Origin of the sequence: Pseudomonas sp. St29, from assembly GCF_001547915.1 — a bacterium.
GTDB lineage: Bacteria > Pseudomonadota > Gammaproteobacteria > Pseudomonadales > Pseudomonadaceae > Aquipseudomonas.
The window spans coordinates 1093853-1119146 of record NZ_AP014628.1 but is presented as its reverse complement, the minus strand read 5'-3'; the positions used below and the strand labels follow the sequence as shown (position 1 = coordinate 1119146).

At 65.1% G+C, this 25294-nt stretch carries 24 protein-coding genes and 1 pseudogene; 11 read left to right on the top strand and 14 right to left on the bottom strand.

What is annotated here, in order from left to right:
• Nucleotides 1-11: 11 nt before the first annotated feature.
• The 3 genes from PST29_RS05035 to PST29_RS05025 are packed head-to-tail and all read right to left on the bottom strand — an operon-like array spanning nt 12 to nt 2215.
• Nucleotides 12-338: a DUF3325 domain-containing protein gene (locus PST29_RS05035; RefSeq protein WP_060842518.1), complete on the bottom strand. Its 327-nt coding sequence runs from the start codon at nt 336-338 to the stop codon at nt 12-14.
• On the bottom strand, nt 339-1913 hold the full coding sequence (locus PST29_RS05030; RefSeq protein ID WP_060842517.1) for a PepSY-associated TM helix domain-containing protein: 1575 nt from the start codon (nt 1911-1913) through the stop codon (nt 339-341).
• On the bottom strand, nt 1910-2215 hold the full coding sequence (locus tag PST29_RS05025; protein ID WP_041116026.1) for a DUF3649 domain-containing protein: 306 nt from the start codon (nt 2213-2215) through the stop codon (nt 1910-1912). Before PST29_RS05025 ends, PST29_RS05030 begins: the two co-directional genes overlap by 4 nt.
• Before the next feature lie 221 nt (nt 2216-2436).
• Between PST29_RS05025 and PST29_RS05020 the strand changes: the two genes are divergently transcribed.
• From PST29_RS05020 to fecA, 3 genes are all read left to right on the top strand, one after another.
• Nucleotides 2437-2925, top strand: a complete 489-nt coding sequence (locus tag PST29_RS05020; RefSeq protein ID WP_060837604.1) for a sigma-70 family RNA polymerase sigma factor — start codon at nt 2437-2439, stop codon at nt 2923-2925.
• An 8-nt stretch (nt 2926-2933) separates the two neighbouring features.
• Nucleotides 2934-3899: a FecR domain-containing protein gene (locus PST29_RS05015; protein WP_060837603.1), complete on the top strand. Its 966-nt coding sequence runs from the start codon at nt 2934-2936 to the stop codon at nt 3897-3899.
• Between the two features lie 134 nt (nt 3900-4033).
• On the top strand, nt 4034-6394 hold the full coding sequence (fecA, locus tag PST29_RS05010; RefSeq protein WP_060842516.1) for a TonB-dependent Fe(3+) dicitrate receptor FecA: 2361 nt from the start codon (nt 4034-4036) through the stop codon (nt 6392-6394).
• Nucleotides 6395-6460: 66 nt separating this feature from the next.
• Here the strand turns inward: fecA and PST29_RS05005 are convergent, their stop codons facing one another.
• Both PST29_RS05005 and PST29_RS05000 read right to left on the bottom strand, forming a co-directional pair.
• Complete coding sequence (locus PST29_RS05005) at nt 6461-6868, bottom strand: HPF/RaiA family ribosome-associated protein (protein WP_060837601.1); 408 nt, start codon at nt 6866-6868, stop codon at nt 6461-6463.
• A gap of 213 nt (nt 6869-7081) precedes the next feature.
• Nucleotides 7082-8029 carry a LysR substrate-binding domain-containing protein gene (locus tag PST29_RS05000; RefSeq protein WP_060837600.1) on the bottom strand — a complete coding sequence of 316 codons (948 nt, stop codon included), beginning with the start codon at nt 8027-8029 and terminating at the stop codon, nt 7082-7084.
• A gap of 135 nt (nt 8030-8164) precedes the next feature.
• On the opposite strand from PST29_RS05000, the gene PST29_RS04995 reads away from it, so the two are divergent.
• The 3 genes from PST29_RS04995 to PST29_RS04985 all read left to right on the top strand — a co-directional run bounded on the left by PST29_RS04995 (nt 8165) and on the right by PST29_RS04985 (nt 11443).
• The gene (locus PST29_RS04995) at nt 8165-9541 is read left to right on the top strand and encodes an L-serine ammonia-lyase (protein ID WP_060842515.1); all 1377 of its coding nucleotides are present in this window, start codon (nt 8165-8167) and stop codon (nt 9539-9541) included.
• Nucleotides 9542-9604: 63 nt separating this feature from the next.
• Nucleotides 9605-10906 (top strand): serine/threonine transporter, encoded by a 1302-nt coding sequence (locus PST29_RS04990; RefSeq protein WP_060842514.1) that lies wholly within the window; start codon nt 9605-9607, stop codon nt 10904-10906.
• Nucleotides 10907-11125: 219 nt separating this feature from the next.
• Nucleotides 11126-11443, top strand: a complete 318-nt coding sequence (locus PST29_RS04985) for a DUF3509 domain-containing protein (protein WP_060837597.1) — start codon at nt 11126-11128, stop codon at nt 11441-11443.
• Here PST29_RS04985 and PST29_RS04980 read toward each other — a convergent pair.
• On the bottom strand, nt 11440-11940 hold the full coding sequence (locus tag PST29_RS04980) for a phosphate-starvation-inducible protein PsiE (RefSeq protein WP_016968029.1): 501 nt from the start codon (nt 11938-11940) through the stop codon (nt 11440-11442). The genes PST29_RS04985 and PST29_RS04980 overlap by 4 nt on opposite strands.
• Nucleotides 11941-12206: 266 nt before the next feature.
• Between PST29_RS04980 and PST29_RS04975 the strand changes: the two are divergent.
• Nucleotides 12207-12461 (top strand): annotated as a pseudogene (locus tag PST29_RS04975) (YebG family protein); the annotation flags it as partial.
• A gap of 177 nt (nt 12462-12638) precedes the next feature.
• Here the strand turns inward: PST29_RS04975 and PST29_RS04970 are convergent.
• The 3 genes from PST29_RS04970 to PST29_RS04960 form a co-directional block, all read right to left on the bottom strand.
• Entirely contained in the window at nt 12639-13064 is a 426-nt protein-coding gene (locus PST29_RS04970) for a hypothetical protein (protein WP_060845070.1), read from the bottom strand.
• Nucleotides 13061-13327, bottom strand: a complete 267-nt coding sequence (locus PST29_RS04965; RefSeq protein ID WP_232513198.1) for a hypothetical protein — start codon at nt 13325-13327, stop codon at nt 13061-13063. Before PST29_RS04965 ends, PST29_RS04970 begins: the two co-directional genes overlap by 4 nt.
• Nucleotides 13328-13421: 94 nt before the next feature.
• The gene (locus tag PST29_RS04960) at nt 13422-14441 is read right to left on the bottom strand and encodes a Leu/Phe/Val dehydrogenase (RefSeq protein WP_060837593.1); all 1020 of its coding nucleotides are present in this window, start codon (nt 14439-14441) and stop codon (nt 13422-13424) included.
• 182 nt (nt 14442-14623) lie between these two features.
• Between PST29_RS04960 and PST29_RS04955 the strand changes: the two genes are divergently transcribed.
• The 3 genes from PST29_RS04955 to PST29_RS04945 all read left to right on the top strand — a co-directional run bounded on the left by PST29_RS04955 (nt 14624) and on the right by PST29_RS04945 (nt 16837).
• Nucleotides 14624-15427 carry a SirB1 family protein gene (locus tag PST29_RS04955; RefSeq protein WP_060842512.1) on the top strand — a complete coding sequence of 268 codons (804 nt, stop codon included), beginning with the start codon at nt 14624-14626 and terminating at the stop codon, nt 15425-15427.
• A gap of 73 nt (nt 15428-15500) precedes the next feature.
• Entirely contained in the window at nt 15501-16313 is an 813-nt protein-coding gene (locus tag PST29_RS04950; protein ID WP_060837591.1) for a class I SAM-dependent methyltransferase, read from the top strand.
• 56 nt (nt 16314-16369) lie between these two features.
• Nucleotides 16370-16837 carry a GNAT family N-acetyltransferase gene (locus PST29_RS04945; protein ID WP_015634198.1) on the top strand — a complete coding sequence of 156 codons (468 nt, stop codon included), beginning with the start codon at nt 16370-16372 and terminating at the stop codon, nt 16835-16837.
• Nucleotides 16838-16850: 13 nt separating this feature from the next.
• Here PST29_RS04945 and PST29_RS04940 read toward each other — a convergent pair whose 3' ends face one another.
• The 4 genes from PST29_RS04940 to hmgA form a co-directional block, all read right to left on the bottom strand.
• Nucleotides 16851-18221 (bottom strand): MFS transporter, encoded by a 1371-nt coding sequence (locus PST29_RS04940; RefSeq protein WP_060842511.1) that lies wholly within the window; start codon nt 18219-18221, stop codon nt 16851-16853.
• A gap of 139 nt (nt 18222-18360) precedes the next feature.
• The gene (gene maiA / locus PST29_RS04935) at nt 18361-18999 is read right to left on the bottom strand and encodes a maleylacetoacetate isomerase (RefSeq protein ID WP_060837589.1); all 639 of its coding nucleotides are present in this window, start codon (nt 18997-18999) and stop codon (nt 18361-18363) included.
• 11 nt (nt 19000-19010) lie between these two features.
• Nucleotides 19011-20315, bottom strand: coding sequence for a fumarylacetoacetase (gene fahA, locus PST29_RS04930; protein ID WP_060842510.1), 1305 nt, complete (start codon nt 20313-20315; stop codon nt 19011-19013).
• A gap of 3 nt (nt 20316-20318) precedes the next feature.
• Nucleotides 20319-21623 (bottom strand): homogentisate 1,2-dioxygenase, encoded by a 1305-nt coding sequence (gene hmgA, locus PST29_RS04925; RefSeq protein ID WP_060837587.1) that lies wholly within the window; start codon nt 21621-21623, stop codon nt 20319-20321.
• Between the two features lie 167 nt (nt 21624-21790).
• Here hmgA and PST29_RS04920 point away from each other — a divergent pair, with 167 nt between their 5' ends.
• Complete coding sequence (locus PST29_RS04920) at nt 21791-22591, top strand: IclR family transcriptional regulator (protein WP_060837586.1); 801 nt, start codon at nt 21791-21793, stop codon at nt 22589-22591.
• A 10-nt stretch (nt 22592-22601) separates the two neighbouring features.
• Here the strand turns inward: PST29_RS04920 and PST29_RS04915 are convergent, their stop codons facing one another.
• Nucleotides 22602-25157: a LuxR C-terminal-related transcriptional regulator gene (locus PST29_RS04915; protein ID WP_060842509.1), complete on the bottom strand. Its 2556-nt coding sequence runs from the start codon at nt 25155-25157 to the stop codon at nt 22602-22604.
• Between the last annotated feature and the right edge of the window lie 137 nt (nt 25158-25294).

Here is a 25294-nt window from a genome sequence, read left to right as displayed (position 1 = left end):
GGGCCGCTCCTTCAGAATCCGGCCAGGGCGGCGAGCGGGCTGGCCAACAGGCTGGCCCCCGCCATCGACAGCACCAGGCGCGGGCGATAGGGCAGCAGCAACACCAACAGCAGGGCGCTGGCCATCAGCACCGCGCACCACTGCACCAGGCCCAGGCTCCAGCCGGTTTCGAGCACCGCCGCCGCCAGCGACAGGCCCAGCAACAGCCAGCCGCCCAGGCGCAGGCCGTGTCGACGCCAGGTCGTGGGCTTGCGCCCGAGCACCTCAGCGTGGTGCCGGTCCAGGGACAGGCACAGACCGGTGAATCCGGCAAAGCACAGCAGCAGCGCCAGCAGCATTCAGTTCACCTCGGTGTCAGGGGCCGGTGGCCGTTGTCGTGGGGCACGGGCCGCCGCCGGCTGGCCGCGATGCATCTTGCGCGCCGCCCAGGCCAGGAACAGGCCGCTGCCCAGGCAGGTCAGGTCGAAGCCTGCCAGCATCCAGTCGCCGCGGACCATGAGGCCGTCGGCCCGGCTCGGGCTGGTCAGGACGTCCAGCAAAGGAATGCCGGCGAACAGCAAGGCCGCCAGGCTCAGTTGCTCGACCCAGGCACGACGCTCCGGCCGCAGCACGGCATGCAGCAAGCTCAGGCCCCACAGCATGAAGAAGCCGTTGACCTCCCAATCGGCACGTTCGGCCAGGGTCACCGGCAACAGCCGGTTGGCCCAGAAGAACCCGGCCACCGCCAGCACCAGCCCGGCCATGCTGGCCAGGTTCAGCACCTGCACCAGACGCAGCTCGAAGGGCAGCGCCGGGCTCCTGGCGTGCTTGAGCTGGCGCTTGCCGAGCCAGAGCACCAGGCCGGTGCCGATCATCGCGGTGCTTGCCAGGCCACAGACGAAGTACAGCCAGCGCAACAGCGGACCGGCGAACAGCCCCATGTGCAAACCATAGAAACTGCCGCTGATGGCCTTGGGCAGGGATTGTTCCGGGCTGGCCTGCAACAGCTGGCCACTGACCCCGTTGAACGACAGGGTGCTGCCCCCATCGCGCACCACCCGGTCGGCGCTGTGGCGCATGACGTGCACCGAAGCATTGGCATCCCCCGGGTGATTGATCACCAGCCGCTGCACCCGGCCCCCCGGCCAATGGTCCAGGGCCTGTTCGAGCAGCGGGTCGAGGGCGGTCAGGGGCGCTGCCCGACCGGCCGCCGGGGTGCTGTTGCTGGCCGGCCGCAGGTCCTTGAAGTAGGCGTTGCTGTCACCCTTGTAGGCCACCTGGATGCTCGCCGGCATGACCATGGACATGAAGATCACCAGGCTGCTGTAGGTGATCATCAAGTGGAACGGCAGCACCAGCACACCCAGCGCGTTGTGCCCGTCGAGCCAGGTGCGCTGGCCCTTGCGCGGGCGGAAGGTGAAGAAGTCCTTGAAGATTTTCTTGTGGGTGATGATGCCGCTGATCAGCGCCACGAACATCACCATGGCCGCCAGGGTCGAGAGCCAGCGGCCCCAGGGATAGGGCATCTGCAACTGGAAGTGGAAGCGGTAGAAGAACTCGCCGCCACGGGTATCGCGCACGTGCAGTTCGCTGCCGGTGCCGGGGTCCAGGAGCTTTTCCGTGAACACGCCGCGCTCGCCGGGGGCGCTCGGCGCCTGCCAGGCCACCGCCAGCAGCGGCTGGCGCGGGTCCGGCAGGTCGATGAACCAGCGCTGGGCGCCCTGGCCGTGCTGTTCCAGGTAGCGCTGGGCCAGCTCCAGACTGACGTCGGCTTTCAGGGCGCGGGCCGGCGCCTCGGGCTGCATCCAGTGGGTGATTTCCGCCTTGAAGTAGGACAGGGTGCCGGTGAAGAAAATCGCGAACAGCAACCAACCCAGCAGCAGCCCGCTCCAGGTGTGCAGCCAGGCCATGGATTGCCGCAACCCCTCCTTCATGACCAGGCCGCCCAGTAGAGACTGCCGCTCACCAGCGCCAGCACCAGGCTCGGCAGCAATACCCCGGCCCAGGCCTGCCAGGCACTGCGACAGGCGAAGCACCAGAGCACCGCCAGCAGGTAGAACACGAAGGACAGGAGCATCCCGCTGAGCACGGCATCGACCCTGGGGCCAGGCAGCAGCAGGGTCAGGCAGACACTGGACAGCGCCGCCAGCAGGTAGCCCCCCAGGACTGCGGCGCAGACCCGCGAGGCAACCGCCAGACGATAGGAAGCGGGGAGCCCGCCGGCCTTGCTTTTCATGTTTGGACCTGGAAACGAAGGGAGAAGCCCGGGATGCCACGCAAGCACCCGGAGCCAACAGGCGCACGATAATAATGATAAATATTCTCATATGCAAAAAAGCCCAGGCACAGCCACTGGCTGCCGGCGATGCGGGCGGATTGCCGAATGCCAGGTAGCGACACTACAATGCGAACAATTCTTGTTCTCTTGTGCGCCCTGCGGGTGCAGGAGCGTCCCGCTTGTCCCATTGCGCTACCGTCGAAGGCCTCTACCAGGCCCATCACAGCTGGCTGAACAACTGGTTGCGGCGTCGGCTCGGCTGCCCCCACAGCGCCGCCGACCTGGCCCAGGACACCTTTATCCGGGTGCTCAGCGCCCGGGAAACGCCGGCCCTGATCGAGCCCCGGGCGTTCCTCACCACCATCGCCAAACGCGTGCTGTGCAACCACTACCGCCGCCAGGACCTGGAGCGGGCCTACCAGGAAGCCCTGGCGCACATGCCGGAGCAACTGGCCCCCTCCGAGGAGGACCGGGCCATCATCCTGCAGACCCTGATGGAACTGGATGCCCTGCTCGACGGCCTGCCACGCCCGGTCAAGCGGGCCTTTCTGCTCTGTCAGCTCGACGGCCTGAGCTACGGCGAAATTGCCCGGGAGTTGAACATTTCCATTGCCACGGTCAAACGTCACCTGAACAAAGCCGCCATGCGTTGTTACTTCGCCCTGTGAGCGCCTCGATGAATCCACACCTCAATGGCCAGCCCGACTTCAGCAACGCCGTGGCTGAACAGGCCGTGCACTGGCTGATCGAAATGCAAGGCGGCCCCTTGAGCCCGCGCCAGCAAGCGGCCTGGCAGCAATGGCACGACGCCCATAGCGAACACCAGCGAGCCTGGGCGCATATCCAACGGGTCAATCAGCGCTTGCGCGGCGTGTCCTCGCCCCTGGCCCACGCGGCCTTGAATGCACCGAAATCCGCCAGCCGGCGCCAAGCGATGAAGCTGTTGCTGATGCTCGGTGCCGGCTCGGCCGCCGCCTGGGGCCTGCGGGAACACAACCCGCTGCCGCCGCTGTTGGCGGACTACCGCAGCGCCGTGGGCCAGCGGCGCACCTTGCAGCTGAGCGATGGCAGCCAGTTGCAGCTCAACACCCGCAGCGCGGTGGATGTGCGCTTCGATGGACAACAACGACTGATCCGCCTGCTGGAGGGCGAGATCATGCTCAGCGCCGGCCAGGACGCCCGGCCGCTGCTGGTACAGACCGCCCAGGGGCAGGTCCGCCCCGCTGCCGCACGAATCAACCTGCGCCAGTTCAAGGAGCACAGTCAGCTGGCGGTGTTTTCCGGAACGGTCAGCGTGACGCCGGCGCACTACAGCGCAATGCCGCCTCAGGTAGCGGCCGGACAGCAACTGAATTTCACCCACAGCAGCTGGCAGCCGCCCCGGGCTCTGGATGCCGGCAGCGGTGCCTGGAGCGAAGGCATGCTGGTGGCGGCCCATATGCGCCTGGCGGATTTCCTCGACGAGTTGGGGCGCTACCGTCGTGGCCAGTTGAACTGCGATGCCCAGGTGGCGGACCTGCTGATCTCAGGCAGTTATCCGCTGGATGACAGCGAGCGGATTCTCGACCTGCTGGCCATCAGCCTGCCAGTCAGGGTGCGGCGCTTTACCCGCTATTGGGTCACGGTTGAGGCTCGGGCCTGATTGTCGGCAACCACCATCCGTCGCGGGTTCTTTCGCTCAGGAAGATTTTTTTCATGGCCGTTGAGCCGTTTTGCCCGGCTCGGGTGACAGAGAGGGAAAGCCACCTTGATTCCCCCTTCTCAGGATCGCCGTTCATGACCGAGCACCCCATCCGCCTCACGCCCCTGGCCCGTACCCTGCGTCACCTGTTGCTGGGCGTCAGCCTGAGTCTTGCCAGCCTGCCCCAGGTCCTGGCCGCCACCGCCGAGACCAAGCCCTACCACATTGCCCCGACCAGCCTGGAAAGCGCGCTGAACCAGTTCGGTCGTGCAGCCGGGGTGCTGATCTCCTTCGGCTCAGAGGTCACCCGTGGCGTGCAAAGTCGTGGCCTGGAAGGTAACTACAGCCCGGAACAGGGCCTCAAAGCCCTGCTGCAAGGCACCGGCCTGCAAGCCCGGGCCGAGGGCCAGAATGCCTTCAGCCTGCAACCGGCCAGCCCCGAGACAGCCCCGGCGTCGGTGCAACTGGAGGCCTCCAGCGTGGTCGGCGACTGGCTCGGCGATGCCCGGCAGGGCGATGTCTTCGAGCACCCCGGCGCCCGGGACGTAATCCGCCGGGACGAGTTCGAGCGCCAGGGCGCGACCCAGGCCCGGGACGTGCTCAATCGGATTCCCGGGGTCAATGCACCGGACAACAACGGCACCGGCAGCCACGACATGGCCCTGAACTTTGGCATCCGCGGCCTCAATCCGCGACTGGCCTCGCGCTCCACGGTGCTGATGGACGGCATCCCGGTGCCATTCGCCCCCTATGGTCAGCCGCAGCTGTCGTTTGCCCCCATCAGCATGGGCAACATGGATGCCGTGGACGTGGTGCGCGGTGGTGGCGCGGTGCGCTACGGCCCGCAGAACGTCGGCGGCATCGTCAACTTCGTGACCCGGGCGATTCCCGACACACCGACGGTCAAGGGTGGTTTTCAGACCGAGACCAGCCCCTCCTCCAGCCATGACGGTTTCAAGACCAGCAGCAACCTGCTGGCCGGTGGCACCGCCGACAACGGCCTGGGTGGCGCCCTGCTGTATTCCGGCACCCGCGGCGGCGACTGGCGCGAACACAGCGACACACAGATCGACGACCTGATCCTCAAGGGCAAGTACCAGCTCGACGAGGCCAACAGCTTCAACGCCATGGCCCAGTACTACGAGGGTGAAGCGGACATGCCCGGCGGCCTGAACGTGGCGGACTACAAGGCCGACCCGTATCAGTCGACCCGCCCCTACGACAAGTTCTGGGGCCGGCGCACGATGTTCAACCTCGGCTATCGCTATCAGGAAGATCGCCGGGAGTTCAGCGTCAACAGCTTCTTCACCAAGACCCTGCGCAGCGGCTACCTGGACCAGGGCAGCTTCCTCTCCCTGTCGCCCCGGGAATACTGGGTGCGAGGCCTGGAAACCCGCTTCGCCCAGGGCTTCGACCTGGGAGACAGCAGCCATGAAGTGGGCGTCGGCTATCGCTACATCAACGAAGCCGGGCATGAACTGCGCTACCGCACGCCGGTGACCGCCAACCAGGCACTGCCCAGCAGCAACAGCCGCAACGACCGGGATACCCGCGGCGGCACCGAGGCCCATGCGTTCTTCGTCGACGACCGGATCGATATCGGCAAGTGGACCCTGACCCCGGGGATCCGCTACGAGATGATCGAGTCCCAGCAGAGCAACAACCTCACCCACGTCAAATACCAGGGCGACTACAACACCGCCCTGCCGGCGCTGAATGTGCTGTATCACCTCAACGAGAGCTGGAACCTCTACGCCAACACCGAAGGCTCCTTCGGCAGCGTGCAGTACAGCCAGATGCCCAACCGCGTGGCCAGCGGCGAGGTCAAACCGGAAAAGGCCCGCACCTGGGAACTGGGCACCCGCTATGACGATGGCACCCTGCGGGCGGAGATCGGGGCGTTCCTGATCAACTTCGACAACCAGTACGACAGCAACCAGACCAACGACACGGTGATCGCCCGGGGCGAAACCCGGCACCAGGGCATCGAGAGCAGCATCAACTACGCCCTGGACGGCCTCGATCCGGCGCTGGCCGGTTTCAATGTCTACGCCACCTATGCCTACGTCGACGCCACCATCCGTGAGGACGGCCCGAACCAGGGCAACCGCGTGCCCTTCTCGTCCAAGCACAAGGGGACACTGGGGGTGAGCTACACCGAAGGCCCATGGAAGCTCAACCTCGACAGCAGCTACCAGAGCAGCCAGTTCGCCGACAACGCCAACACGTCACGCGAAAGTGCCGACGGCAGCAACGGGCGCATCCCCGGCTACATGCTGTTCAGCACCCGGGCCGGCTACGACTTCGGCCCGCAACTGTCGGACCTGAATGTGGCGGTGGGGGTGAAGAACATCTTCAACCACCAGTACTTCACCCGCTCCTTCGACGACAACAACAAGGGCAAGTACGTGGGTGAACCGCGCACTCTCTACGTGCAGACTTCGGTCGCGTTCTGATTTGTTTCGCCACAAAACAAAACGGGCCTGCAATGCAGGCCCGTCGTTGGGAGTGAAGCTCAGCCGTCAGCTATTGAGCGCGGCCTGTTGGTTTTCCAGGAATTCTTCTTCAAGCAGGGCATCGGCCTCGCTGCCATCGCTGCTAGGTACGGCCGCCGCACGTTTGCCGCGCAGTTTGCCGAACATGTGCTCCAGGGCGCTTTCCAGCTTGATGGTGGCACCATCGATGGCCTGTTCCAGGGTGTCGGCCTTGTGGGTCACGGAAATCGGTTGGTGACCTTTCGGACGGGCTTCCAGCTGGCAGCGCATATCGTCCGGACCCGACTTGCCGCCGTTCTCGTCCCGCAGGTGGACCACGACCCGGGTCAAATCTTCTTCGTAGCGTTCGAGCGTGCTTTCAACGGTGCTGCGCACCCACTCCTCCATCCGAAGGCTGCTTTGAATATGGTTATCGCTATGGACTTGGATTTGCATAGTTCTTCCCTTATTTCAGCTTGCTCGTAAGAGGGTCAAGGCAGGGCGTTTGGACCTGCGTTTCGTGACCTCTTGGTTACACAATTAGGCACGGCGACGAACATTTCAACCCCTAAAAAAAGATAAATATTCATACGCAAATAAACCCGGACAAACTGCAAAAGCGCTGTTACTGTCGGGAGTTAGCTCCACTCGGCTACTGCGCTTGCCCTCTCACAATTGCCCCTCTCCCAGAGGGTGCAGACCGCGAAAAATCTCCGCCTCCTCCACCAGCCAGTCATGCACCGCGCGTACGCCCGGATGACTCAGCGCGCCCGGCGCATAGAGCAGCACATAGCGCTTGTGGTTGGGCACCGCCAGGCCGAAAGGCACGATCAGGGTGCCGCGCTCCAGCTCGTCGTTGAGCAGGGTGCGTCGGGCAATCGCCACGCCCATGCCGGCAATCGCCGCCTCGATGGTCAGGTGATTGCGGTTGAAGGTATGGCCACGGCGCACGTCCGCGCCCTCGAAACCGATGGCATTGAGGTAAAACTCCCATTCGGCGTATTCGTAGCTGCCGCGCCAGGCGGTGATGTCGTGCAACAGCGGAAAATGCGCCAGGTCCGCCGGGCCGTGCAGCGGCGGTCGGCCGCGCAAGAGGCTCGGGGCACACACAGGAAAGATCTGCTCATCCAGCAGCGCGGTGGATTGCAAACCGGGGTAGCTGCCGTCGTTCAGGTCGATGGCCAGATCGAAGTCGCCTTCGTGCAGGGCCACGCTGCTGTCTTCGGCCACCAGGCGCAGCTGGATCTCCGGATAACGCTGCTGCAGCCGCGGCAGACGCGGGGTCAGCCACTTGCCAAGGAACGACGGGATCGAACGCAGGCGCAAGGTGCCGCTGATCATTCCCGCGTCCAGGCGCCGCAGTTCCGCATCGATGCTGCCGTAGGCCTCGCTCACCGTCAGCGCCAGCCGCTGGCCCTCGGCACTCAGCTCGACACCCCGGGGCCGGCGATGAAACAGGCGCAGCCCCAGGCGCTCTTCCAACTGGCGAATCTGCTGGCTCACCGCGCCGGGGGTGATGTGCAGTTCTTCGGCACAGCGAGTGAAGGACAGGTGCCGCGCGGCACAGGAAAACACATGCAGCCAGACATAGGTCTGGGCATGAAACTGACGACTCATCGTTTAGTCCTGCTAAAGGATCTCTTAGGAATTTTCGTTGGTCAGCCGCGACTGACCCGGGCAGTATCGCCGACATTGCGCTTGGCCTACAAAAAATGGCAGCGATCCACCTTCCATTGCTTGTAAGGCTTTAGCATGGCTATCAGTGTTTTCGATCTTTTCAAAGTCGGTATCGGCCCCTCCAGCTCCCACACCGTAGGCCCTATGCGCGCCGCCGCCACCTTCGCCCAGGCACTGTTCGACCAGGGCCTGGAGCAGCAGGTGCAGCGGGTGCAAATCCGCCTCTACGGCTCGCTGTCGGCCACCGGCGTCGGCCATGCCACCGACCGCGCCAGCGTCATGGGCCTGATGGGCCAATGGCCAGACAGCATCGACCCCAGCAGCATCAACCCTTGCATAGCGCAACTGCGCGAAAGCGGCCAACTGCTGCTGGGCGGACGCACGCCCATCGCCTTTGACTGGCAGCAGGACTTGCTGCTGCTGGACGAAAGCCTGCCCTACCATCCCAACGCCATGTCCCTGAGCGCCTCCGGCGAGCAGGGCATGCTGCTGGAGCAGACCTACTACTCGGTGGGCGGTGGCTTCATCATCGAGGCCGCCCAGGTCGAGGCCGGTGCCGACGCCGCTGCCAGCGTCGAATTGCCTTACGACTTCAACAGCGCCGCCGAACTGCTGGCCCTGTGCAAGACCCACAAGCTGCGGGTCGGCGAACTGATGCTGGCCAACGAACGGGCCTGGCGCAGCGATGCGGAAATCCGCAGCGGCCTGTTGCATATCTGGTCGGTGATGCGTGAGTGCGTCGAACAGGGCCTGCGCCACGAAGGCACCCTGCCCGGCGGCCTCGACGTCCCGCGGCGCGCCGCCAAGCTGCACCGCAGCCTGCTGGAAATCGGCAAGCCGAACGTCATCACCTCGACCCTCTCGGCCATGGAGTGGGTCAACCTCTACGCCCTGGCGGTGAACGAGGAAAACGCCGCCGGCGGCCGCATGGTCACCGCACCCACCAATGGTGCGGCGGGGATTATCCCGGCGGTGCTGCACTACTACATGAAGTTCAATCACCAGGCCTGTGACGACGACGTCGTGAGCTTTTTCCTCGGCGCCGCGGCCGTGGGCATCCTGTGCAAGAAGAACGCTTCCATCTCCGGCGCCGAAGTCGGTTGCCAGGGTGAAGTGGGCTCGGCCTGCGCCATGGCCGCCGCCGGCCTGGCGGAAGTTCTCGGCGCCACGCCCGAGCAACTGGAGAACGCTGCCGAGATCGGCCTGGAACACAACCTCGGCCTGACCTGCGACCCGGTGGGCGGCCTGGTGCAAGTGCCGTGCATCGAGCGCAACGCGATTGCCGCGGTGAAGGCGATCAACGCCACCCAGATGGCCCTGCGCGGCAACGGCCAGCATTTCATTTCCCTGGACCGGGTGATCCGCACCATGCGCGATACCGGCGCCGATATGCACGACAAATACAAAGAAACTTCACGGGGCGGCCTGGCGGTGAGCTGGGTGGAATGCTGAGGAGCCTTGCCTGACCGTCCGTAAAACGTGAGCCCGAGCAAAAATAATAACGAGGCGATACCGATGACCGATGTACCGACACCTGCTGCCGAACACCCTGCTGTAGCCACACCCCGCGACACCGCGACAGCCCATCAGGGCTGGAGCAAGCACGACACCACCTGGATGCTCGGCCTGTATGGCACCGCCATCGGCGCCGGCACCCTGTTCCTGCCGATCAACGCCGGGGTCGGGGGCTTCTGGCCGCTGATCGTGCTGGCGCTGCTGGCCTTTCCCATGACCTTCTTCGCCCACCGCGGCCTGACCCGCTTCGTCCTCTCCGGACGCTCCGGGGACATCACCGAAGTGGTCGAGGAACATTTCGGGATCGGCGCCGGCAAGCTGATCACCCTGCTGTACTTCTTTGCCATCTTCCCGATCCTGCTGGTGTACAGCGTGGCCCTGACCAACACCCTGGGCAGTTTCATGGAGCACCAGCTGCACATGACGCCACCGCCCCGGGCGCTGCTGTCGCTGCTGCTGATCCTCGGCCTGATGGCCATCGTGCGTTGCGGCCAGGGCGTGATCGTGCGGGCCATGAGCCTGCTGGTCTATCCGTTCGTCGCCGCCTTGCTGCTCCTGGCCCTGAGCCTGATCCCCAACTGGAACGGCGCCTTCTTCGCCTCGGCCAGCGAAGGCATGGCCCTGCCGCTGTTCTTCAAGACCCTGTGGCTGGCGATTCCGGTGATGGTGTTTTCCTTCAACCACTCGCCGATCATCTCGGCCTTCGCGGTGGACCAGAAGCGCCAGTACGGTGCCCTGGCCGAGCGCAAGAGCAGCGGCATCCTGGCCACTGCCCACGGCATGATGGTGCTGACGGTGATGTTCTTCTGCTTCAGCTGTGTGCTGGCCCTGTCGCCGGCGGACCTGGTGGCGGCCAAGGAACAGAACATCTCGATCCTGTCCTACCTGGCCAACCACTTCCAGACCCCGGTGATTGCCTACGCCGCGCCGCTGATCGCCCTGGTGGCCATTACCAAGTCGTTCCTGGGCCACTACATCGGCGCCAGCGAAGGCTTCAAGGGGCTGATCGTGAAAAGCCTGCGCAGCCGCGGCCGTGTCCTGTCGGCCGGCAAGCTGGAAAAGATCACCGCGCTGTTCATGGTCCTCACCTGCTGGGCCGTGGCCACCTTCAACCCAAGCATCCTCGGCATGATCGAAACCCTGGGCGGCCCGGTGATTGCCTGCCTGCTGTTTTTGATGCCGATGTACGCGATCCAGCGGGTGCCTTCACTGCGCCAGTACTCGGGCCAGCTGTCGAACCTGTTCGTGGTGTTGATCGGCCTGATCGCACTGTCTGCGATCATTTACTCGTTCCTGCCCTGAAACGGACCGGAATAAAAAAAGCGGACCTTGCGGTCCGCTTTTTTATCCCTGCAATCATTGCCTCCCGCGGTTCCCGGCATGCCCCTTGCTTTGTTCGTCCTTGAGCCACACGGACGTAGACAACCCTCGGCGAACGACCGGCCAGTGGTCTGGAATCGCGAACCTATTGCGCGCCCTGCCGGTCAATGACTGCACGACCCAATCAAGCGGTGAGGCATCATGGACAACCCCTTCCAACTGATTACCGACACCTTCACCCCGGACTATCAGGTCAACCTGAGCATCCAGGGCCTGGACGGCAGCATCATGCTGACCCTGTCCCAGGCCGGTCGGGTGGTGGCCAAACGCATCATCAGCGCGGCCCAGCGCAATGACCCGCAACGCATCAAGCGCCTGGTGCAGAGCATCCAGTTCGGCATCGCCATCGAACAGGGCCACAGCGCCGTGGCCATCCTCGAAGCCATGACCAACGGCGACAACCTGGCGCAGTTGCCGCCCGCCGGCCACAAGCCCGCGCCCCAGGCCCTGAGGATTTAAAGCTCGCCCTTCTCCACTTCCGGGTGCTCGCCGGAGCCGGCGCCGAGCTTGCGCTGCGGATGCTCGATCTTCACCGAGGGAAATTGCGACGAGGCGTAGCGCACCACCAGAATGGCGAAGGCCAGCAACAGGATGCCGCCGCACAGGTAGATGATCCCCAGGTCCGGCGGATTGTGGTGGGAAACGTTGGAGATCAGCAGCCGGGTCAACGCGGTGATCGCCACGTAGATCAGGAAGCGCACCGGCATGTGGTTGGTCTTGAAGTAGATACCAACCATCGCCCCCAACTCCAGGTAGATGAACAACAGCAGGATATCATCGATCTTGATGTGCCCCGCCTCGATCATCTGCAAGAATTCCATCACCGCGGCCCAGGCGGTCACCGCACCGATGGCGAACAGCGCCAGGTAATGGAATGTCTCGACGAACAGGTTGCCCAGGGATTCGGCCAACTGATGGACGTTCTGCCGCAGGTTCTCGGCCCAATTGATTTTCACGATGGTTCTTCCTTAGGTCGGTTCGACCGGATGATGCGGATTGGACGTGACGGTTGTTCTGCATGCAGAAAAAAGGCCAGGAGCCGTCAATGAGATGGTGGCCGCCCGCAACGAGGCACGGCCCCGTCACAATCGGCCCGGGAAAAAAAATCCGTCTACATTAAAAAGCCACTATCCAAGGGAAAAGGATTCGCCTATTCTCTCGAACTGTATATAGATACAGTGTTTATACAGACCCATTATCGTGAAGGCATGTGAGGTGGTGAATGGCCGTCGAAGTGGTATACCGCAGCAGCCGAGATCTGGAGCGTTTGTTCATGGATAAAGCCGAAGCTGACCGTCATGACAAAATGCTCGAACTGGCTGAATTGCTGGCGCAAGTGTTGCAGAAAGCCGTGCCGTCGTTGAGCGAGCAGCAGGTGGAAGAAGCCGGGATCTACATGGCGAAAAATCGCGATGTGTTCGCCAAGGCATTCAAGAGCCAGCCGGATGCGTTGTCCGAGTTGCTCAGCGCCCCCGCACCCGTGGTGGAAGCGGTCGAGGCGCAGCAACCTGCCGAAGCCGAGGCGCCAGCCAAACCGGCGAAAGCGGCCAAGGCGGCAAAGTAGGTTTCACGCGAATTGAATCAGCCCTGTGTCCATGACCCAGGGCTTTTTTCATGCCTGCGGATAACCGAAAGCGGCGTGCACAACGGCCGCTCAAATGGCCCTTGGTCCTGGCAACTCGGGCAGATCGAGAGACTGGCCACGCAGTATGGAAGTGATCTTGCGCACAAAGGTCACCGGCAAATCAGTCGATTCGCCAAACAGGTCGACAAGGCCAACCTCCACCGCGCTGTCGACGAGGCTGGAGAACGCCTCGGTCTCCGAGGGCGGTATCAGAGCGACAAGGTCCTGTGGCCAGTCATCCCCGCGACCATTCAACGCCAGCAAGGCCCCGGCCCTCTCCCAGGCCAGTACAGAACCCCTGTCCGGATAATCCTTGAGGTGCCGGATCAGCGCATCGACAGCGCAATGGCGAATGCCCTTCCCCTGGCAGTACGCCTCCAGGCAGGTCGCAGCGTATCGCTGCAGATCCCTGACCGAACACTCGGCAAACCCCTGGTTCGCATCTGCCACGGTCATTGCCCAACGCCCCATACCCTGCAACCTGCCGAGCAATGGCCGGACGCGATATCCATGGCTTCCAGGATTCGGTCCTCGACCGCATCGGATGCATCAAGCCTGAGTAATGCCAGGTAGTTGTACACCGCCGCCGCCGAAAAGCCCCTGTCCCGGTACAGCACAAGAATATTGCGCACCGACTCCATATCCGCCCCCACCCGCAACAGGCAAGACAGCTGCTCATCCAGCCCACTATCCAGCGCTTCACGCATCGTCGAATACATTCCTTGTCCATTGGGCCCGCCAGGGGGCGGGTTCAGCGCCGCATTTTCGGGGCCAGATACTACAGAGGGCGTGGGCAAGGATGAAGGCCTGGGCCTAGCGATACAGCACCCGCTCCGCCAGCTCATCGGCCACCCGCGCCGGGGAGCGTTTTTCCGCCTGGGCGTGGGCGAAGACTTCGGTCAGCCGTGAACTGATCTTCGAGAGGTGGGCGGTGATGGTCGACAGCTCCTCGCCCCGGTGCTTGAGCGAGACATAAATCAGCCCGCCGGCATTTATCACATAATCCGGCGCATAAAGGATGCCACGACGTTCAAGCTGGTCGGCCACCTCCAGGTTGGTCAGTTGGTTGTTGGCCGACCCCGCCACCGCCGCGCAGCGCAATTGCGCCACGCTATGACTGTTGAGCACGGCCCCCAGGCCGCACGGCGCAAGGATGTCGCAGGGGGTGCTGAGCAGCGCATCGTTGGCAATCGGATGGGCGCCCAGTTGCTCCATGGCCAGTTGCACCTTGCCGGCATCGATGTCGCTGACCAGCAGTTCGGCCCCGACCGCATGCAGTTGTTCGGCCAGGGCGAAGCCGACGTTGCCCAGGCCCTGGATCGCCACCCGCAGGCCTTCCAGGTTGTCGCTGCCCAGGCGCGCCATGGCCGTGCTGCGGATGCCGGCGAACACCCCCATGGCAGCGTGGGGCGAAGGATCGCCGGCAGCGCTGGTGCTGGTGACATAGCGAGTCTGCTGGGCGATGCAGTCCATGTCGGCCACCGAGGTGCCGCTGTCGATGGCGGTGATGTAGCGGCCGTCCAGTTGCTCGACGCAGCGGCCAAAGGCCTCGAACAGCGCGGCGCGATTTTCCACATGGGCCGGGCGGATGATCACCGCGGTACCGCCACCTTGCGGCAATCCGGCCAGGGCGGCCTTGTAACTCATGCCCCGGGCCAGGCGCGCGGCATCTTCCACAGCACTGGTGGCATCGGGATAGGCCAGATAACGGCAACCGCCCAGGGCGGGCCCCAGGCGGTTGTTGTGGATGGCGATCACTGCCTTCAACCCGGTGCTGGGGTCGACGCTGAGGTGCAGCGATTCAAGGCGGGTGCTGTGCATGAGAGCAAACATCGACAGGCTCCCGAATCACTTCTGGTAGTCGCCAGTATAGGCTTGCGCCTGGAATTTGCTGCGCCGCGCAGGAATAAGCCGAGAGTGTTTGCAGGCATTGGGAAATAACCTGCAACCACCTGTGTCAGCACTGGACGAAGCGGCGCCACGAGGCTAAAACGAGGCATCCGTCGGAGGTTGAGATGAACCCGCGCCAAGCCTTTTTCGCCTGCCTGCACCGCTCGCCGCCCGCTCTGCTGGAGGCGGCCCTGTGGATTGCCGCCGAACACGCCCCGCAACTGGTCCCCGAACGCCAGCTGGAAGCCTTCAAGGAAATCCAACTGCAGATCGGCCACAGCCTGCCCCCTCTGCCGGCAAACGAACTGGGCCAGCCGCTGTTGCGCCGGATGAACGACCTGGGCTTCCAGCAGGACGAACACCTGCCCCTGCGGCCCCAGGCAGCGTTGATGGACAAGGTCCTGGAGACGCGCCGCGGACAGCCCCTGGCCCTGGCGCTGATCGCCCTGGAGCTGGCGCAACGCTTGCAGATTCCCCTGGTGGGCGTGAACTTCCCCGGGCACTTCCTGCTGCGGGTGCCCGGCGCCGATCATTTGCTCGATCCCTGCGGCGGACGCCGCTTGTACCCCGCCGACTGCCGGGAACTGCTGCAACGCCAATACGGTGCCCACATCAAGCTCAGTGCCGAACACCTGGTCAGCGCCGAGCCCACGCAGATGTTCCAGCGCCTGTCGCGCAACCTGCGCCAGCTGCACCTGTCCTACGACGACCACCTGGGGGCCCTGATCAATGCCGAGCGCGTACTGGAGCTGGGCAATGGTAGCGCCGCCGACTACCTGGCCCGGGCCAGCCTCTACCAGCGCCTGGAATGCCCGAATGCCGAGCGCTTCGACCTGGAGCACGCCCTGCTGCTCAGCGACGACCCGATCCAGCGCCTGCGCCTGACCGAACGCCTGGGGCACCTGCCGCCCAACACCATCGTGCACTGAATCCCCCCGCGGTTCCGCGCCTGCCGTGCAACAATGCCCGCCGCCCACCCGCCTGCTGCAAGGATGAAAAAGCATGAACAGCGCCGAACGCTTCCTCCAGGATTTCCACCAGCGCCACCCCGGCACCACGCCACCGGCCTTCGCCGGGCTGAGCCTGGCAGGGCGTGGTTCCTCCTACGACATACTGGCAACCACCCTCAAGGCCCTGCCACCCGAGGCGCGGGTGCTGGACCTGGGTTGCGGCGACGGTTTCCTGCTCGACCTGCTGGCCAGGCACCACCCCACGGCACGGTTGCTCGGGGTCGACATGAGCGCCACCGAATTACAGGCGGCCCATGTGCGCCTGGCGGGCCGGGGCCTGCTGCTGGAGGAGCGGGCGCAAGCCCTTTCCCTCGCCAGCGCCAGCGTCGACGCGGTGCTTTCCCACCTGGCGCTGATGCTCATGAGCGATATCGAGCAGGTGCTGCAGGAGGCTCATCGAGTGCTGGTCCCGGGCGGCCAACTGTCAGCGGTGGTCGGCCGGAAATTTCTCCTCGGGGAACTGGGCCAGCACTACCTGCAGGTGTTCCGCGCCGCTGCCCGACGCGACCACCTGGCACACCTGCCCCTGGTGGACCCACGGGCGCAGTCGGAGGATGGCTGGCGGCAACTGCTGGGTCGGCACTTCACCGCGCTGCACTTCGAAGACCTGGACCTGCCCTGGACGCCAACCTTCGAGGAACTCTGGGTTGCCCTCGGCGACACCTACGACCTGGATCGCCTGAGCCCTGCCAACCGCGCCAGGATGAAGCAGGAGCTGCACGACGCCACCCGGCACTTGCAATGCGCAGACGGCACCCTGCCCACCGGCTGGGGGCTGTTGCTGATACAGGCCAGGGCCGCATGACAGCAGCGCCCGGGCTCTGGCAGGATGGGCGGCTAACTCCAGGGAACGGACACAGCATGCTCATCAGAAAAGCCCACGGCGCCGACGCGCAACGGGTCTTCGACATTCGCAACCAGGCCATCAACCAGCAGTGCGCCGGCCATTACCCCGAAGCGGACCTCCAGGTCTGGACGGCTGGCGAACTGAGCGACTACTTCATCGAAGTGGTGGAAAACACCGGCCATGTCGCGGTCATCGACAATCAGGTGACCGCCAGCGGCATGCTCGACCTGGAGACCGGGCAGGTCGACGCGGTGTTCGTCGACCCGGCCTACATGGGACGCGGCATCGGCCGCAAGATGATGGAGTACCTCGAAGAACGGGCGCTGGAGGCCGAGTTGCCCCACCTGATCCTGGATTCGACCCTGAACGCCGCCGACTTTTATCGCCGCTGCGGCTTCGTCGGTGAGCGCATCGCCCAGTACCAGTCGCCCCGGGGCCTGACCCTGGCCTGCGTGCCGATGATCAAGCACCTGGCACGCTGAACCACCCTGCCCCTCAGGACTTGAGCGGGGCCTGCCGTTGCACGGCCGGCCCCGCCTCACCCGAGGCCGACGCCAGGGGCGAACGCACCTGGATGATCAACAACGCCGCAAGCAGGGCCGGAATCGCGCAGAAGAAGAAAATCTGCTGCACCGGAATATGCATCGCCAGCAGCATGCTGCCGAACAGCGGACCGAGGATCGAACCGAAACGCCCCACGCCCAAAGCCCAGCCGGTGCCGGTGGCGCGCACCTGGGCCGGGTAGAAGTTGCTGGCGAAGGCGTTCAGGGTCAGCTGGCCACCGATGATGCAGAAGCCCGCGGCAAACACGAACAGCACCAGGTAGCGCGGGTTGTCGTGGTTCAACCCCAGTAGCACGGTGCACAGTGCGGCGGCGCTGAGCACCGCGGCCAGCAGGCGCACCTTGCGTTTCAGGCGGTCGGCGAACCAGGCCATGCAGATCGCGCCGAGGGTGCCGGCAAAGAGGAACATCGAGGTCACCAGGTTGGCCTGCTGCAGCGCCAGGCCGCTCTCCAGCAGCAGCGTCGGCAGCCAGCTGATCATGAAATACAGCAGGATCAGGCTGACGAAAAAGGTCGACCAGATCAGCAGGGTCGGCCGCGCATAACCGTGGCGAAACAGTTCCAGCACCGTGAGCTTGCTGTCCGCCTGCGCTTCGTCGCGGCCCAGCTCGGCAGCCGGCGGCTGCCAGCCCGGAAGCATCTGTGCGGTGAGCTTGCGCAGCCGCGCATAGGGCGGTGCGTCCCGCAGCAGCCGCGGCAGCGATTCGGGCAAGCGCCAGAGCAGGAAAGGAAACAACAGCAGCGGGGTGATGCCACCGGCAAGGAACACCGCCTCCCAACCAAAGCGATCGATAAAGCCGGCGGCCACAAAACCACCGGCAGCACCGCCAAAGGAGAAACCACAGGCCGCCAGGGTGACCATCAGGGTGCGCAGGCGCGGCGGCGAGTATTCCGACATCAGCGCCATGGCGCTGGGCATCGCCCCACCCATGCCGATGCCGCAGATAAAGCGCGCCACCATCAGGCTCTGCAGAGAATGGGCGAACACCATCAGCACCGTTAGGCTGGCGTAAATCAGCACACAGCAAAGCAGGATGCGCCGCACGCCAAAACGGTCCGCCAGGGGCGTCACTGCCAGGGAGCCCAGGGTCAGGCCCAACAGGTTGGCGCTGAACACCGGGCCGAAGGCAGCATTTTCCAGGCCCCAGTCCTGAGCCAGAGCCGGCACCACATACCCCAGGACCTGGGCATCGTAGCCATCGGTGACCAACAGCAAGGCGAGAAGCAACAGGAGCAACCACTGGTAGCGGGACACCGGGCGGGCGTCGAGCGCCGCGCGAAAGCTGGCAATCTGATTTTGCATCGCAAGGTACCTGTTCGGTTTTTTATGGTGATGGGCAGCGGTGTTGCACAGGTCACCGGTGGTGACCGCTCGGGCCCCCTTGCGGGGCCCGGGTGATGCGGATGCCGCGCGGCCCCGGATGCCGGGGCCGCGCGCAGGCTCAGGCCGGGGTGTCCGGCTGGTTGGCCGGGTGCGCGGCCTGGAACGCCGGGTGTTCGGCCGCCAGGGCCGCGACCCGGAGAATCCGCGGGTAGTTTTCCAGGGACACCTTGAAACGCTCGGCCGCGTACAGCTGGGGAATCAGGAACACATCGGCCAGCCCCGGCTCGGCGCCGAAACAGAACCCCTGATCGCCGATCAGCTGTTCCAGGGCCGCCAGGCCCTGGCTGATCCAGTGGTCGATCCACACCAGCAACTGCTCTTCCTCATGCCCCCACTCGCGCAGCAAGTTGAGGGTGCTGGAGTTGTGCAGCGGATGGACGTCGCAGCCGATGATCGCCGCCACCGCCCGTTCCCGGGCACGGCTGGCCAGGTCCTCGGACAGCAGCGGCACCTGTGGATAACGTTCCTCCAGGTACTCGATGATCGCCAGGGACTGGATCAGCAGGTCGCCGTCATCGGTGCGCAGCGCCGGTACCCGCCCCTGGGGGTTGATCTCCAGGTATTCCGGCTGGCGGTTGGCGCCGCCCTTGGGCACCAGCAGGTTGACCGGGATGGCCTGGAAATCCAGGCCCTTGAGGGCCAGGGCAATCCGCACCCGATAGGACGCGGTGGAACGGTAGTAGGTATAGAGCTGCATGGGGCTCTCCCTTAACGCGCCGGTTGGACCGTGCCACGGCATTCGCCGAAGCCGATGGAGGCGAAGCCTTCGCGGCGGCAACGCCCGCGCAGGATGATTTCATCGCCGTCTTCGAGGAACTTGCGCACCTCGCCGGAGGCCAGCTCGATGGGTTTCTTGCCGCCCTCGGTGATCTCCAGCAGGCTGCCGAACTGGCCGCTCTGCGGACCGGACAAGGTGCCCGAACCAAACAGGTCGCCCGCCTGCAACTGGCAACCGTTGACGCTGTGGTGCGCGACCATCTGCGCCACGGTCCAGTACATGTACTGGGTGTTGCTCAGGGTCAGGCGGTGAGCCGGCAGGCCCTGCTCGCGCATGGCCTGGGTGATCAGCAGCACTTCCAGTTCGATGTCGAAGCCGCCAGCGGCCTGGTCGCGCGGGTCCAGCAGGTACGGCAGCGGTTGCGGATCGCCTTCCGGACGCTGCGCCTGGGCCTGGCGAAACGGCTCCAGGGCTTCGGCGGTCACCACCCAGGGCGAAATGCTGGTGATGAAGCTTTTCGACAGGAACGGGCCCAGCGGCTGGTATTCCCAGGCCTGGATATCCCGCGCCGACCAGTCGTTGAGCAGGCAGAAGCCGGCGATGTGCTCGGCAGCGTCGCCAATCGCGATCGGCTCGCCCATCTCGTTGCCCTGGCCGATCCAGATCCCCAGCTCCAGCTCGTAGTCCAGGCGCGCGCAGGGGCCGAAGGTCGGCTCGCTCTGCCCGGCCGGCAGGGTCTGGCCCTTGGGCCGGCGCACGTCGGCACCGGAAACCCGGATGGTCGAGGCCCGGCCGTGATAACCGATGGGCACGTACTTGTAGTTGGGCAGCAGGGGGTTGTCGGGGCGGAACAGCTTGCCGACGTTCTGCGCGTGCTCGATGCCCACATAGAAGTCGGTGTAGTCATTGATCTTGGCCGGCAGGTGCATCTGGCAATCGGCCGCCAGGGGCAGCAGTTTCGCGCCCAGGGCCTCGATCTTGCCGCGCAGGCTGCTGCCTTCGCCGAGCAACTCCAGCAGGCGCTCACGCAGGGCGACCCGGGCCGGGCGGCCGAGCTCGAAGAACGCGTTCAACTGACCACCACGGGCGGCTTGCACCGCGGCCTTGGCCTGGCCTTCGAACAGCCCGGCCTCCAGCGCCGCTTCCAGGTCGAAAATCTGTTCGCCGATGGCGACCCCGCTGCGGGGCGCCGAACCCTGGGTGCTGAAGACGCCCAGGGGCAGGTTCTGCAACGGGAAGTCGGGGTGACCGTTGGCGGACTCGACCCAGCTACGGGTGATGGTGGGCAAGGTCATGGGTTATCTCCGATTCGGGTTGAAGGTGACGGGCAGCGAGGCCCAGCAAGCATCGTAGTCGTTCTGCAGCTCCGGGCATTCCAGGGCGAACTGGCTCGGGCGCAGCACCTGGCTGGTTTCGAACATGAAGGCCATGGTGTTATCGATCTTGGCCGGCTGCAGCTCGACGTTGATCGCCTTGGTGCAGGTTTCGCCGTCCGGGCCGTGGGCGCTCATGCAGCTGTGCAGCGACGCCCCGCCGGGCAGGAAGCCTTCGGCCTTGGCATCGTAGGCGCCCTGGATCAGGCCCATGAACTCGTTCATCAGGTTGCGGTGGAACCACGGTGGACGGAAGGTGTTCTCGGCCACCATCCAGCGTGGCGGGAAGATCACGAAATCCAGGTTGGCCAGGCCCGGCACGCTGGTGGGCGAGGTCAAGACGGTGAAGATCGACGGGTCCGGGTGGTCGAAGCTGACCGTGCCGATGGTGTTGAAACGGCGCAGGTCGTATTTGTACGGCACGTTGTTGCCGTGCCAGGCGACGACGTTCAGCGGCGAGTGGTCGAGCTCGCAGCCCCAGAGTTCGCCGAGGTATTTCTGGATGAGCGTGGTGGGCTGGCGCAGGTCTTCGTAATGGGCCACCGGCGCCAGGAAGTCGCGAGGGTTGGCCAGGCCGTTGCTGCCAATGGGCCCGAGGTCCGGCAGGCGCAATGGCGCACCGTGGTTCTCGGCGACATAGCCACGGGCTTGCGGGTCCAGCAGCTCGACGCGGAATTTCAGGCCGCGGGGCAGCACGGCGATCTCCAGCGGCTCCAGCTGCAGCACGCCCAACTCGGTGACGATGCGCAGGCGGCCCAGTTCCGGCACCAGCAGCAACTCGCCATCGGCGTTGAAGAACACCCGCTCCATCGAGCGGTTGGCGCGGTAGTGATAGACGCTGATACCGGCCGGATGCTGCGCCGCCGAGTTGGCCACCATGGCCACCAGGCCGTCGATGAAGTCGGTGGGCTCGCCTGGAATCTGCAAGGGGCTCCAGCGCAGGCGGTTGGGGGTGACTTCGCCCAACGGGCCGCCTGCCAGTTGCCGCGCCAGCTTGGCAAAAGCCGGGTGCTTGGCCGAAGGCTGGATGCGGTACATCCAGGTGCGCCGGGCTTCGCTGCGGGTCATGGTGAAGGCGGTGCCGGAAAACAGTTCGGCGTACAGGCCGTAAGGGGCTTTTTGCGGGGAGTTCTGGCCGACGGGCAGTGCGCCCGGCAGGGCTTCGCTGGCGAATTCATTGCCGAAGCCCGATTGGTAGCTGAGGGCCGACGCCGAAGAATCGAGGTTCATGGAGCCTCCTGGAAGTTGGAATAGGCAGGGGCCCACTACTCCTTCACAAGAGTTATCGGCACGCCTGGGTTATTTTTATCGTAATCCAATTACGCATAACGTAATTTGATTGCCTATGAGCGTCAAGCTATAAAGACCGCCACTTGTCACGGGACCCCGACACCTCCATGGAAAAGCCGCGCAGCACCAGCGACAGCACCGGTAAACAGAAAGTCCGCTCGGCCGAAGTCGGCACCGACATCCTCAAGGCCCTGGCCGAACTGTCACCGGCCACTTCTCTTTCGCGCCTGGCCGAACATGTGCAGATGCCGGCGAGCAAGGTGCACCGTTATCTGCAGGCGTTGATCGCCAGCGGTTTTGCCGAGCAGAACACCGCCACCAATCATTACGGCCTGGGTCGCGAAGCCCTGCGGGTCGGCCTCGCGGCCCTGGGCAGCATGGATGTGCTGAAGGTCGGCGCCCTGCCCCTGGCGGAACTGCGGGATGAGCTGAACGAAACCTGCTTCCTCGCGGTGTGGGGCAACCAGGGCGCGACCGTGGTGCACATCGAACCGGCGGTACGGGCGGTGACCGTGGTCACTCAACTGGGTTCGGTGCTGCCGTTGCTCAGTTCATCCACCGGCCTGGTGTTCAACGCCTACCTGCCACAACGGGAAACCCTCGACCTGCGTCAGCAGGAACTGGCCGGCAGCGAGCCCCATGCACTGGCCGACCCCCAGGTTCACGATGCACTGGCGCAGCAGATTCGCCAGCGCGGCCTGCACCATGTCCACGGCCTGCTGATGCCCGGGGTCGATGCGCTGTCGGCCCCGGTGTTCGATGCCACCGGCAAGATCGCCGCCGTGCTGACCGTGGTGGGACCGACTTCGCTGTTTCACGCCGATGAACATGGGCCGGCGGCCCAGCGCCTGCTGGCGGCCAGCGCCGCCGTGAGCTGGCGCATGGGTTATCAGCCGCAGCCCGAGTAACCGCCCCCCCTCAGCTCATCAGCCCCAGGGCCTGGGCCTTGGCCACGGCCTGGGTGCGCCGCTCCACCCCCAGCTTGCTGTGGATCCTGCGGCCGTGGGTCTTCACCGTGTGCAGAGAGATGAACAACTGCTCGGCAATCTGCTGGTTGGAGCAGCCCTGGGCGATCAATTGCAGCACCTGCAGCTCCCGCAGGCTGAGCAGGCTCTCGTGATGCTCTGGCGGAGCCTGGGCCGCCATGGCTGGCGGGCTGTCGGCTGTCGCCAGCAAGCCGGGTTGCCGCAGGCGCAACTCGTGCAGGGCGTGGGGCAGATTGCAGCGCGCCGCCAGTTCCTGTCCGGCCTGCAGGGCCTGGGCCGCCAGAGCCTGGTCGCCGAGCCTGAAAGCCACCTCGGCCAGCACCAACTGCACCTGGACCTCCAGGCCCAGCATGCCGTGGCGCCGGGCCCGGGCCAGCAGCCCCTGCAAGCTGGCCACCGGTGCCTGGGCCCGCCCCAGATGCACCTCGGCCAGCACCAGCAGGCATTCGATACTCGGGATCAGCTCCAGACTGGCCGGCGGCGCCTGCAGTGCCTGGGGCCCGCGATAATGCCGCAGTACCCGGCTCAGGGCTTCGTGAGCCAGATCCGCCCGCCCCTGCTGCAGCCAGAGTTGGCTGCTGACCTGTAACAGCACGCCACGGTAGACGCTGTCCGGGATCTGCCGTTGCTGCATCAGTCGCTCGGCGTCTCGCAGGCGGACGAAGGCCTGGGCGTAGTCGCCCTGGTTGGCCGCCAACTGCGCCTCGCCGAGAAAGCCATACAAGGCGCGCTTGTCATGACTGACCAGGCAATCCTCAAGGCCCCGGCGAAAATACCCGGCCGCTTGCTGATCCTGCCCCTGGCGCAGGGCCAGACGCCCCAGGCGCAAGGCCAGGCGCCCCAGCAGGGGCGTGCCCCGCAGCGCTTGCCCGGACAATCGCTCGAGCACCTGCTCCAGCAGGCTTTGCGCCCGATGCGGCGCGCCGCGCTGTTCCAGCAGTTGGGCATGGTCGAGTTCCAACAGGCCCTCGAACAACTGCGCATCCTGGGCCCGGGCCAGGCACAGGGCTTGCCGATTGAGGGACTGGGCCACATCCAGCTCGCCGCACAGCAACGCTTGCTGGGTCAGGCCGGACAGACACAGCAAGCGGATGGTCCAGGCGCTGTCGTCCAACTCGTTCAGGGCTTCGCGAAAGTGCTGCCGCGCGGCCTCCATGCGCCCGCCCAGATGCAACAGCCAGCCCTGCTGCGCCTGCCAGCGGGCCAGCAGCTGGCGCTGGTCGGCGGCCGACGCCTGCGGCGTGAAACGGGCCATCTGGGCCATGCACTGCCCGGCCTGCTCGAAGCGTCCGGCAAACAGCATGGCCGCCACCAACAGCCCCAGTAACTGCGGACTGCCCAGCAACAACTCGGCGCCCTGGCGCTCGTGCAGTTGCAACAGCAGCAAGCCATTGTGGCGCTGGAACAGGAACTCGACATTGAAGTGCTCCAGCAGGCTGACCGCCACTTCATACTCCTGGGCCAGCAGCGCCTGCTCAAAGGCCGACTGCCAATCCTCCTGGGCGGTAAACCACTGGCAGGCCCGACGATGCCAGGAGCGTCCCGCAGGCCAGGCCTCATCGCGCATCAGCCGGGCCAGGGGCGCAAACACCTGCAGCCAGTCGGCACCGCCTTCCCAGGGTTCGATAAAGCAGCCCAGGTCCTGCAGGGTCCGCAGGTACCGGGCCCCTTCTCCGGCGCCGAACAGGTGCTCGCACAGCTCGGCGTTGAACCGCGGCATATGGGCCAGCACTTGCCAGACTTCCGCCAGTTCCGCCGACAGCACGCTGAACAGCTCGTGCTCCAGGTATTCGAGCAAGGTGTTGGGACGCCCGGGCTTGCAGGGTTGGCTGACCCACTCGCTGCCGTCGAGCAAGGCGATACGCACCCCCGCGCACCAGCCGCCGCTGCGTTGCAGGACGCGGCTGGCGGTCTGGGCGCACAACGGCTGCGGCAGGCGCTGCAGCAAGCGCTCGATATCGTCCTGGCTGAACGCCAGGGCGCTGCCGTCCAGTTCATGCAGCTGGTCGTCCAGCAACAGTCGTGGCCAGTTGCATTGAGGCCGGCGGCGACTGCCGATCCACCAGGTGAGCGCGGGGTTGTCGACGCTCAGCAAGCGGTCCAACAGCAGGTCCAGATCGGTCGCCGGCAGCCGGCAATAGTCATCGAGACACAGCCAGGCCGGGCCCGGCAGCTGGGCCAGATGAGCCAGCAGCGCAGCCGGTTCGGTCGCGGCCAGGCCCAACGCCTGGGCCAGGGCGCGACACAGGTCCTCGGGCGTCTGCCGGGTGCCGCCCAGGGGCAACCAGATGACCCGGCAGCCCTCGGGGGCCTGCTGCAGGCATTCGCTGAGCAGTGCGGTCTTGCCGCTGCCGGCGGGGGCGCACAACAATTTGACCCGCGCGCTGGAGAGCAGCAGGGGCTCACTCAAGTGGCGGCGTGGAGAATGATGGGAAGACAAACGGGGCATGAACCCGGGACGCTCTGGACAACGAGTCATGGCAGTCATTGCGGCGAGCCTTTTTATAGTTTTTGCCAGCGTGCCCCCACCCTAGCCCCGACCTCCCGGCCTGTTGAAGAAGTATTCAGCGGGCTGATCCCCTGCCATAAAAAAGGCGACCGGGCGGTCGCCTTTCGAGCGCCTGC

Excerpts from the sequence above, each read along its gene's own strand:
- PST29_RS05035 (WP_060842518.1), bottom strand. The coding sequence starts at position 338 with ATGCTGCTGGCGCTGCTGCTGTGCTTTGCCGGATTCACCGGTCTGTGC.
- PST29_RS05030 (WP_060842517.1), bottom strand. The coding sequence starts at position 1,913 with ATGAAGGAGGGGTTGCGGCAATCCATGGCCTGGCTGCACACCTGGAGC.
- PST29_RS05025 (WP_041116026.1), bottom strand. The coding sequence starts at position 2,215 with ATGAAAAGCAAGGCCGGCGGGCTCCCCGCTTCCTATCGTCTGGCGGTT.
- PST29_RS05015 (WP_060837603.1), top strand. The coding sequence starts at position 2,934 with ATGAATCCACACCTCAATGGCCAGCCCGACTTCAGCAACGCCGTGGCT.
- fecA (WP_060842516.1), top strand. The coding sequence starts at position 4,034 with ATGACCGAGCACCCCATCCGCCTCACGCCCCTGGCCCGTACCCTGCGT.
- PST29_RS05005 (WP_060837601.1), bottom strand. The coding sequence starts at position 6,868 with ATGCAAATCCAAGTCCATAGCGATAACCATATTCAAAGCAGCCTTCGG.
- PST29_RS05000 (WP_060837600.1), bottom strand. The coding sequence starts at position 8,029 with ATGAGTCGTCAGTTTCATGCCCAGACCTATGTCTGGCTGCATGTGTTT.
- PST29_RS04995 (WP_060842515.1), top strand. The coding sequence starts at position 8,165 with ATGGCTATCAGTGTTTTCGATCTTTTCAAAGTCGGTATCGGCCCCTCC.
- PST29_RS04990 (WP_060842514.1), top strand. The coding sequence starts at position 9,605 with ATGACCGATGTACCGACACCTGCTGCCGAACACCCTGCTGTAGCCACA.
- PST29_RS04985 (WP_060837597.1), top strand. The coding sequence starts at position 11,126 with ATGGACAACCCCTTCCAACTGATTACCGACACCTTCACCCCGGACTAT.
- PST29_RS04970 (WP_060845070.1), bottom strand. The coding sequence starts at position 13,064 with ATGACCGTGGCAGATGCGAACCAGGGGTTTGCCGAGTGTTCGGTCAGG.
- PST29_RS04965 (WP_232513198.1), bottom strand. The coding sequence starts at position 13,327 with ATGTATTCGACGATGCGTGAAGCGCTGGATAGTGGGCTGGATGAGCAG.
- PST29_RS04960 (WP_060837593.1), bottom strand. The coding sequence starts at position 14,441 with ATGTTTGCTCTCATGCACAGCACCCGCCTTGAATCGCTGCACCTCAGC.
- PST29_RS04955 (WP_060842512.1), top strand. The coding sequence starts at position 14,624 with ATGAACCCGCGCCAAGCCTTTTTCGCCTGCCTGCACCGCTCGCCGCCC.
- PST29_RS04950 (WP_060837591.1), top strand. The coding sequence starts at position 15,501 with ATGAACAGCGCCGAACGCTTCCTCCAGGATTTCCACCAGCGCCACCCC.
- PST29_RS04945 (WP_015634198.1), top strand. The coding sequence starts at position 16,370 with ATGCTCATCAGAAAAGCCCACGGCGCCGACGCGCAACGGGTCTTCGAC.
- PST29_RS04940 (WP_060842511.1), bottom strand. The coding sequence starts at position 18,221 with ATGCAAAATCAGATTGCCAGCTTTCGCGCGGCGCTCGACGCCCGCCCG.
- maiA (WP_060837589.1), bottom strand. The coding sequence starts at position 18,999 with ATGCAGCTCTATACCTACTACCGTTCCACCGCGTCCTATCGGGTGCGG.
- fahA (WP_060842510.1), bottom strand. The coding sequence starts at position 20,315 with ATGACCTTGCCCACCATCACCCGTAGCTGGGTCGAGTCCGCCAACGGT.
- hmgA (WP_060837587.1), bottom strand. The coding sequence starts at position 21,623 with ATGAACCTCGATTCTTCGGCGTCGGCCCTCAGCTACCAATCGGGCTTC.
- PST29_RS04920 (WP_060837586.1), top strand. The coding sequence starts at position 21,791 with ATGGAAAAGCCGCGCAGCACCAGCGACAGCACCGGTAAACAGAAAGTC.
- PST29_RS04915 (WP_060842509.1), bottom strand. The coding sequence starts at position 25,157 with ATGACTGCCATGACTCGTTGTCCAGAGCGTCCCGGGTTCATGCCCCGT.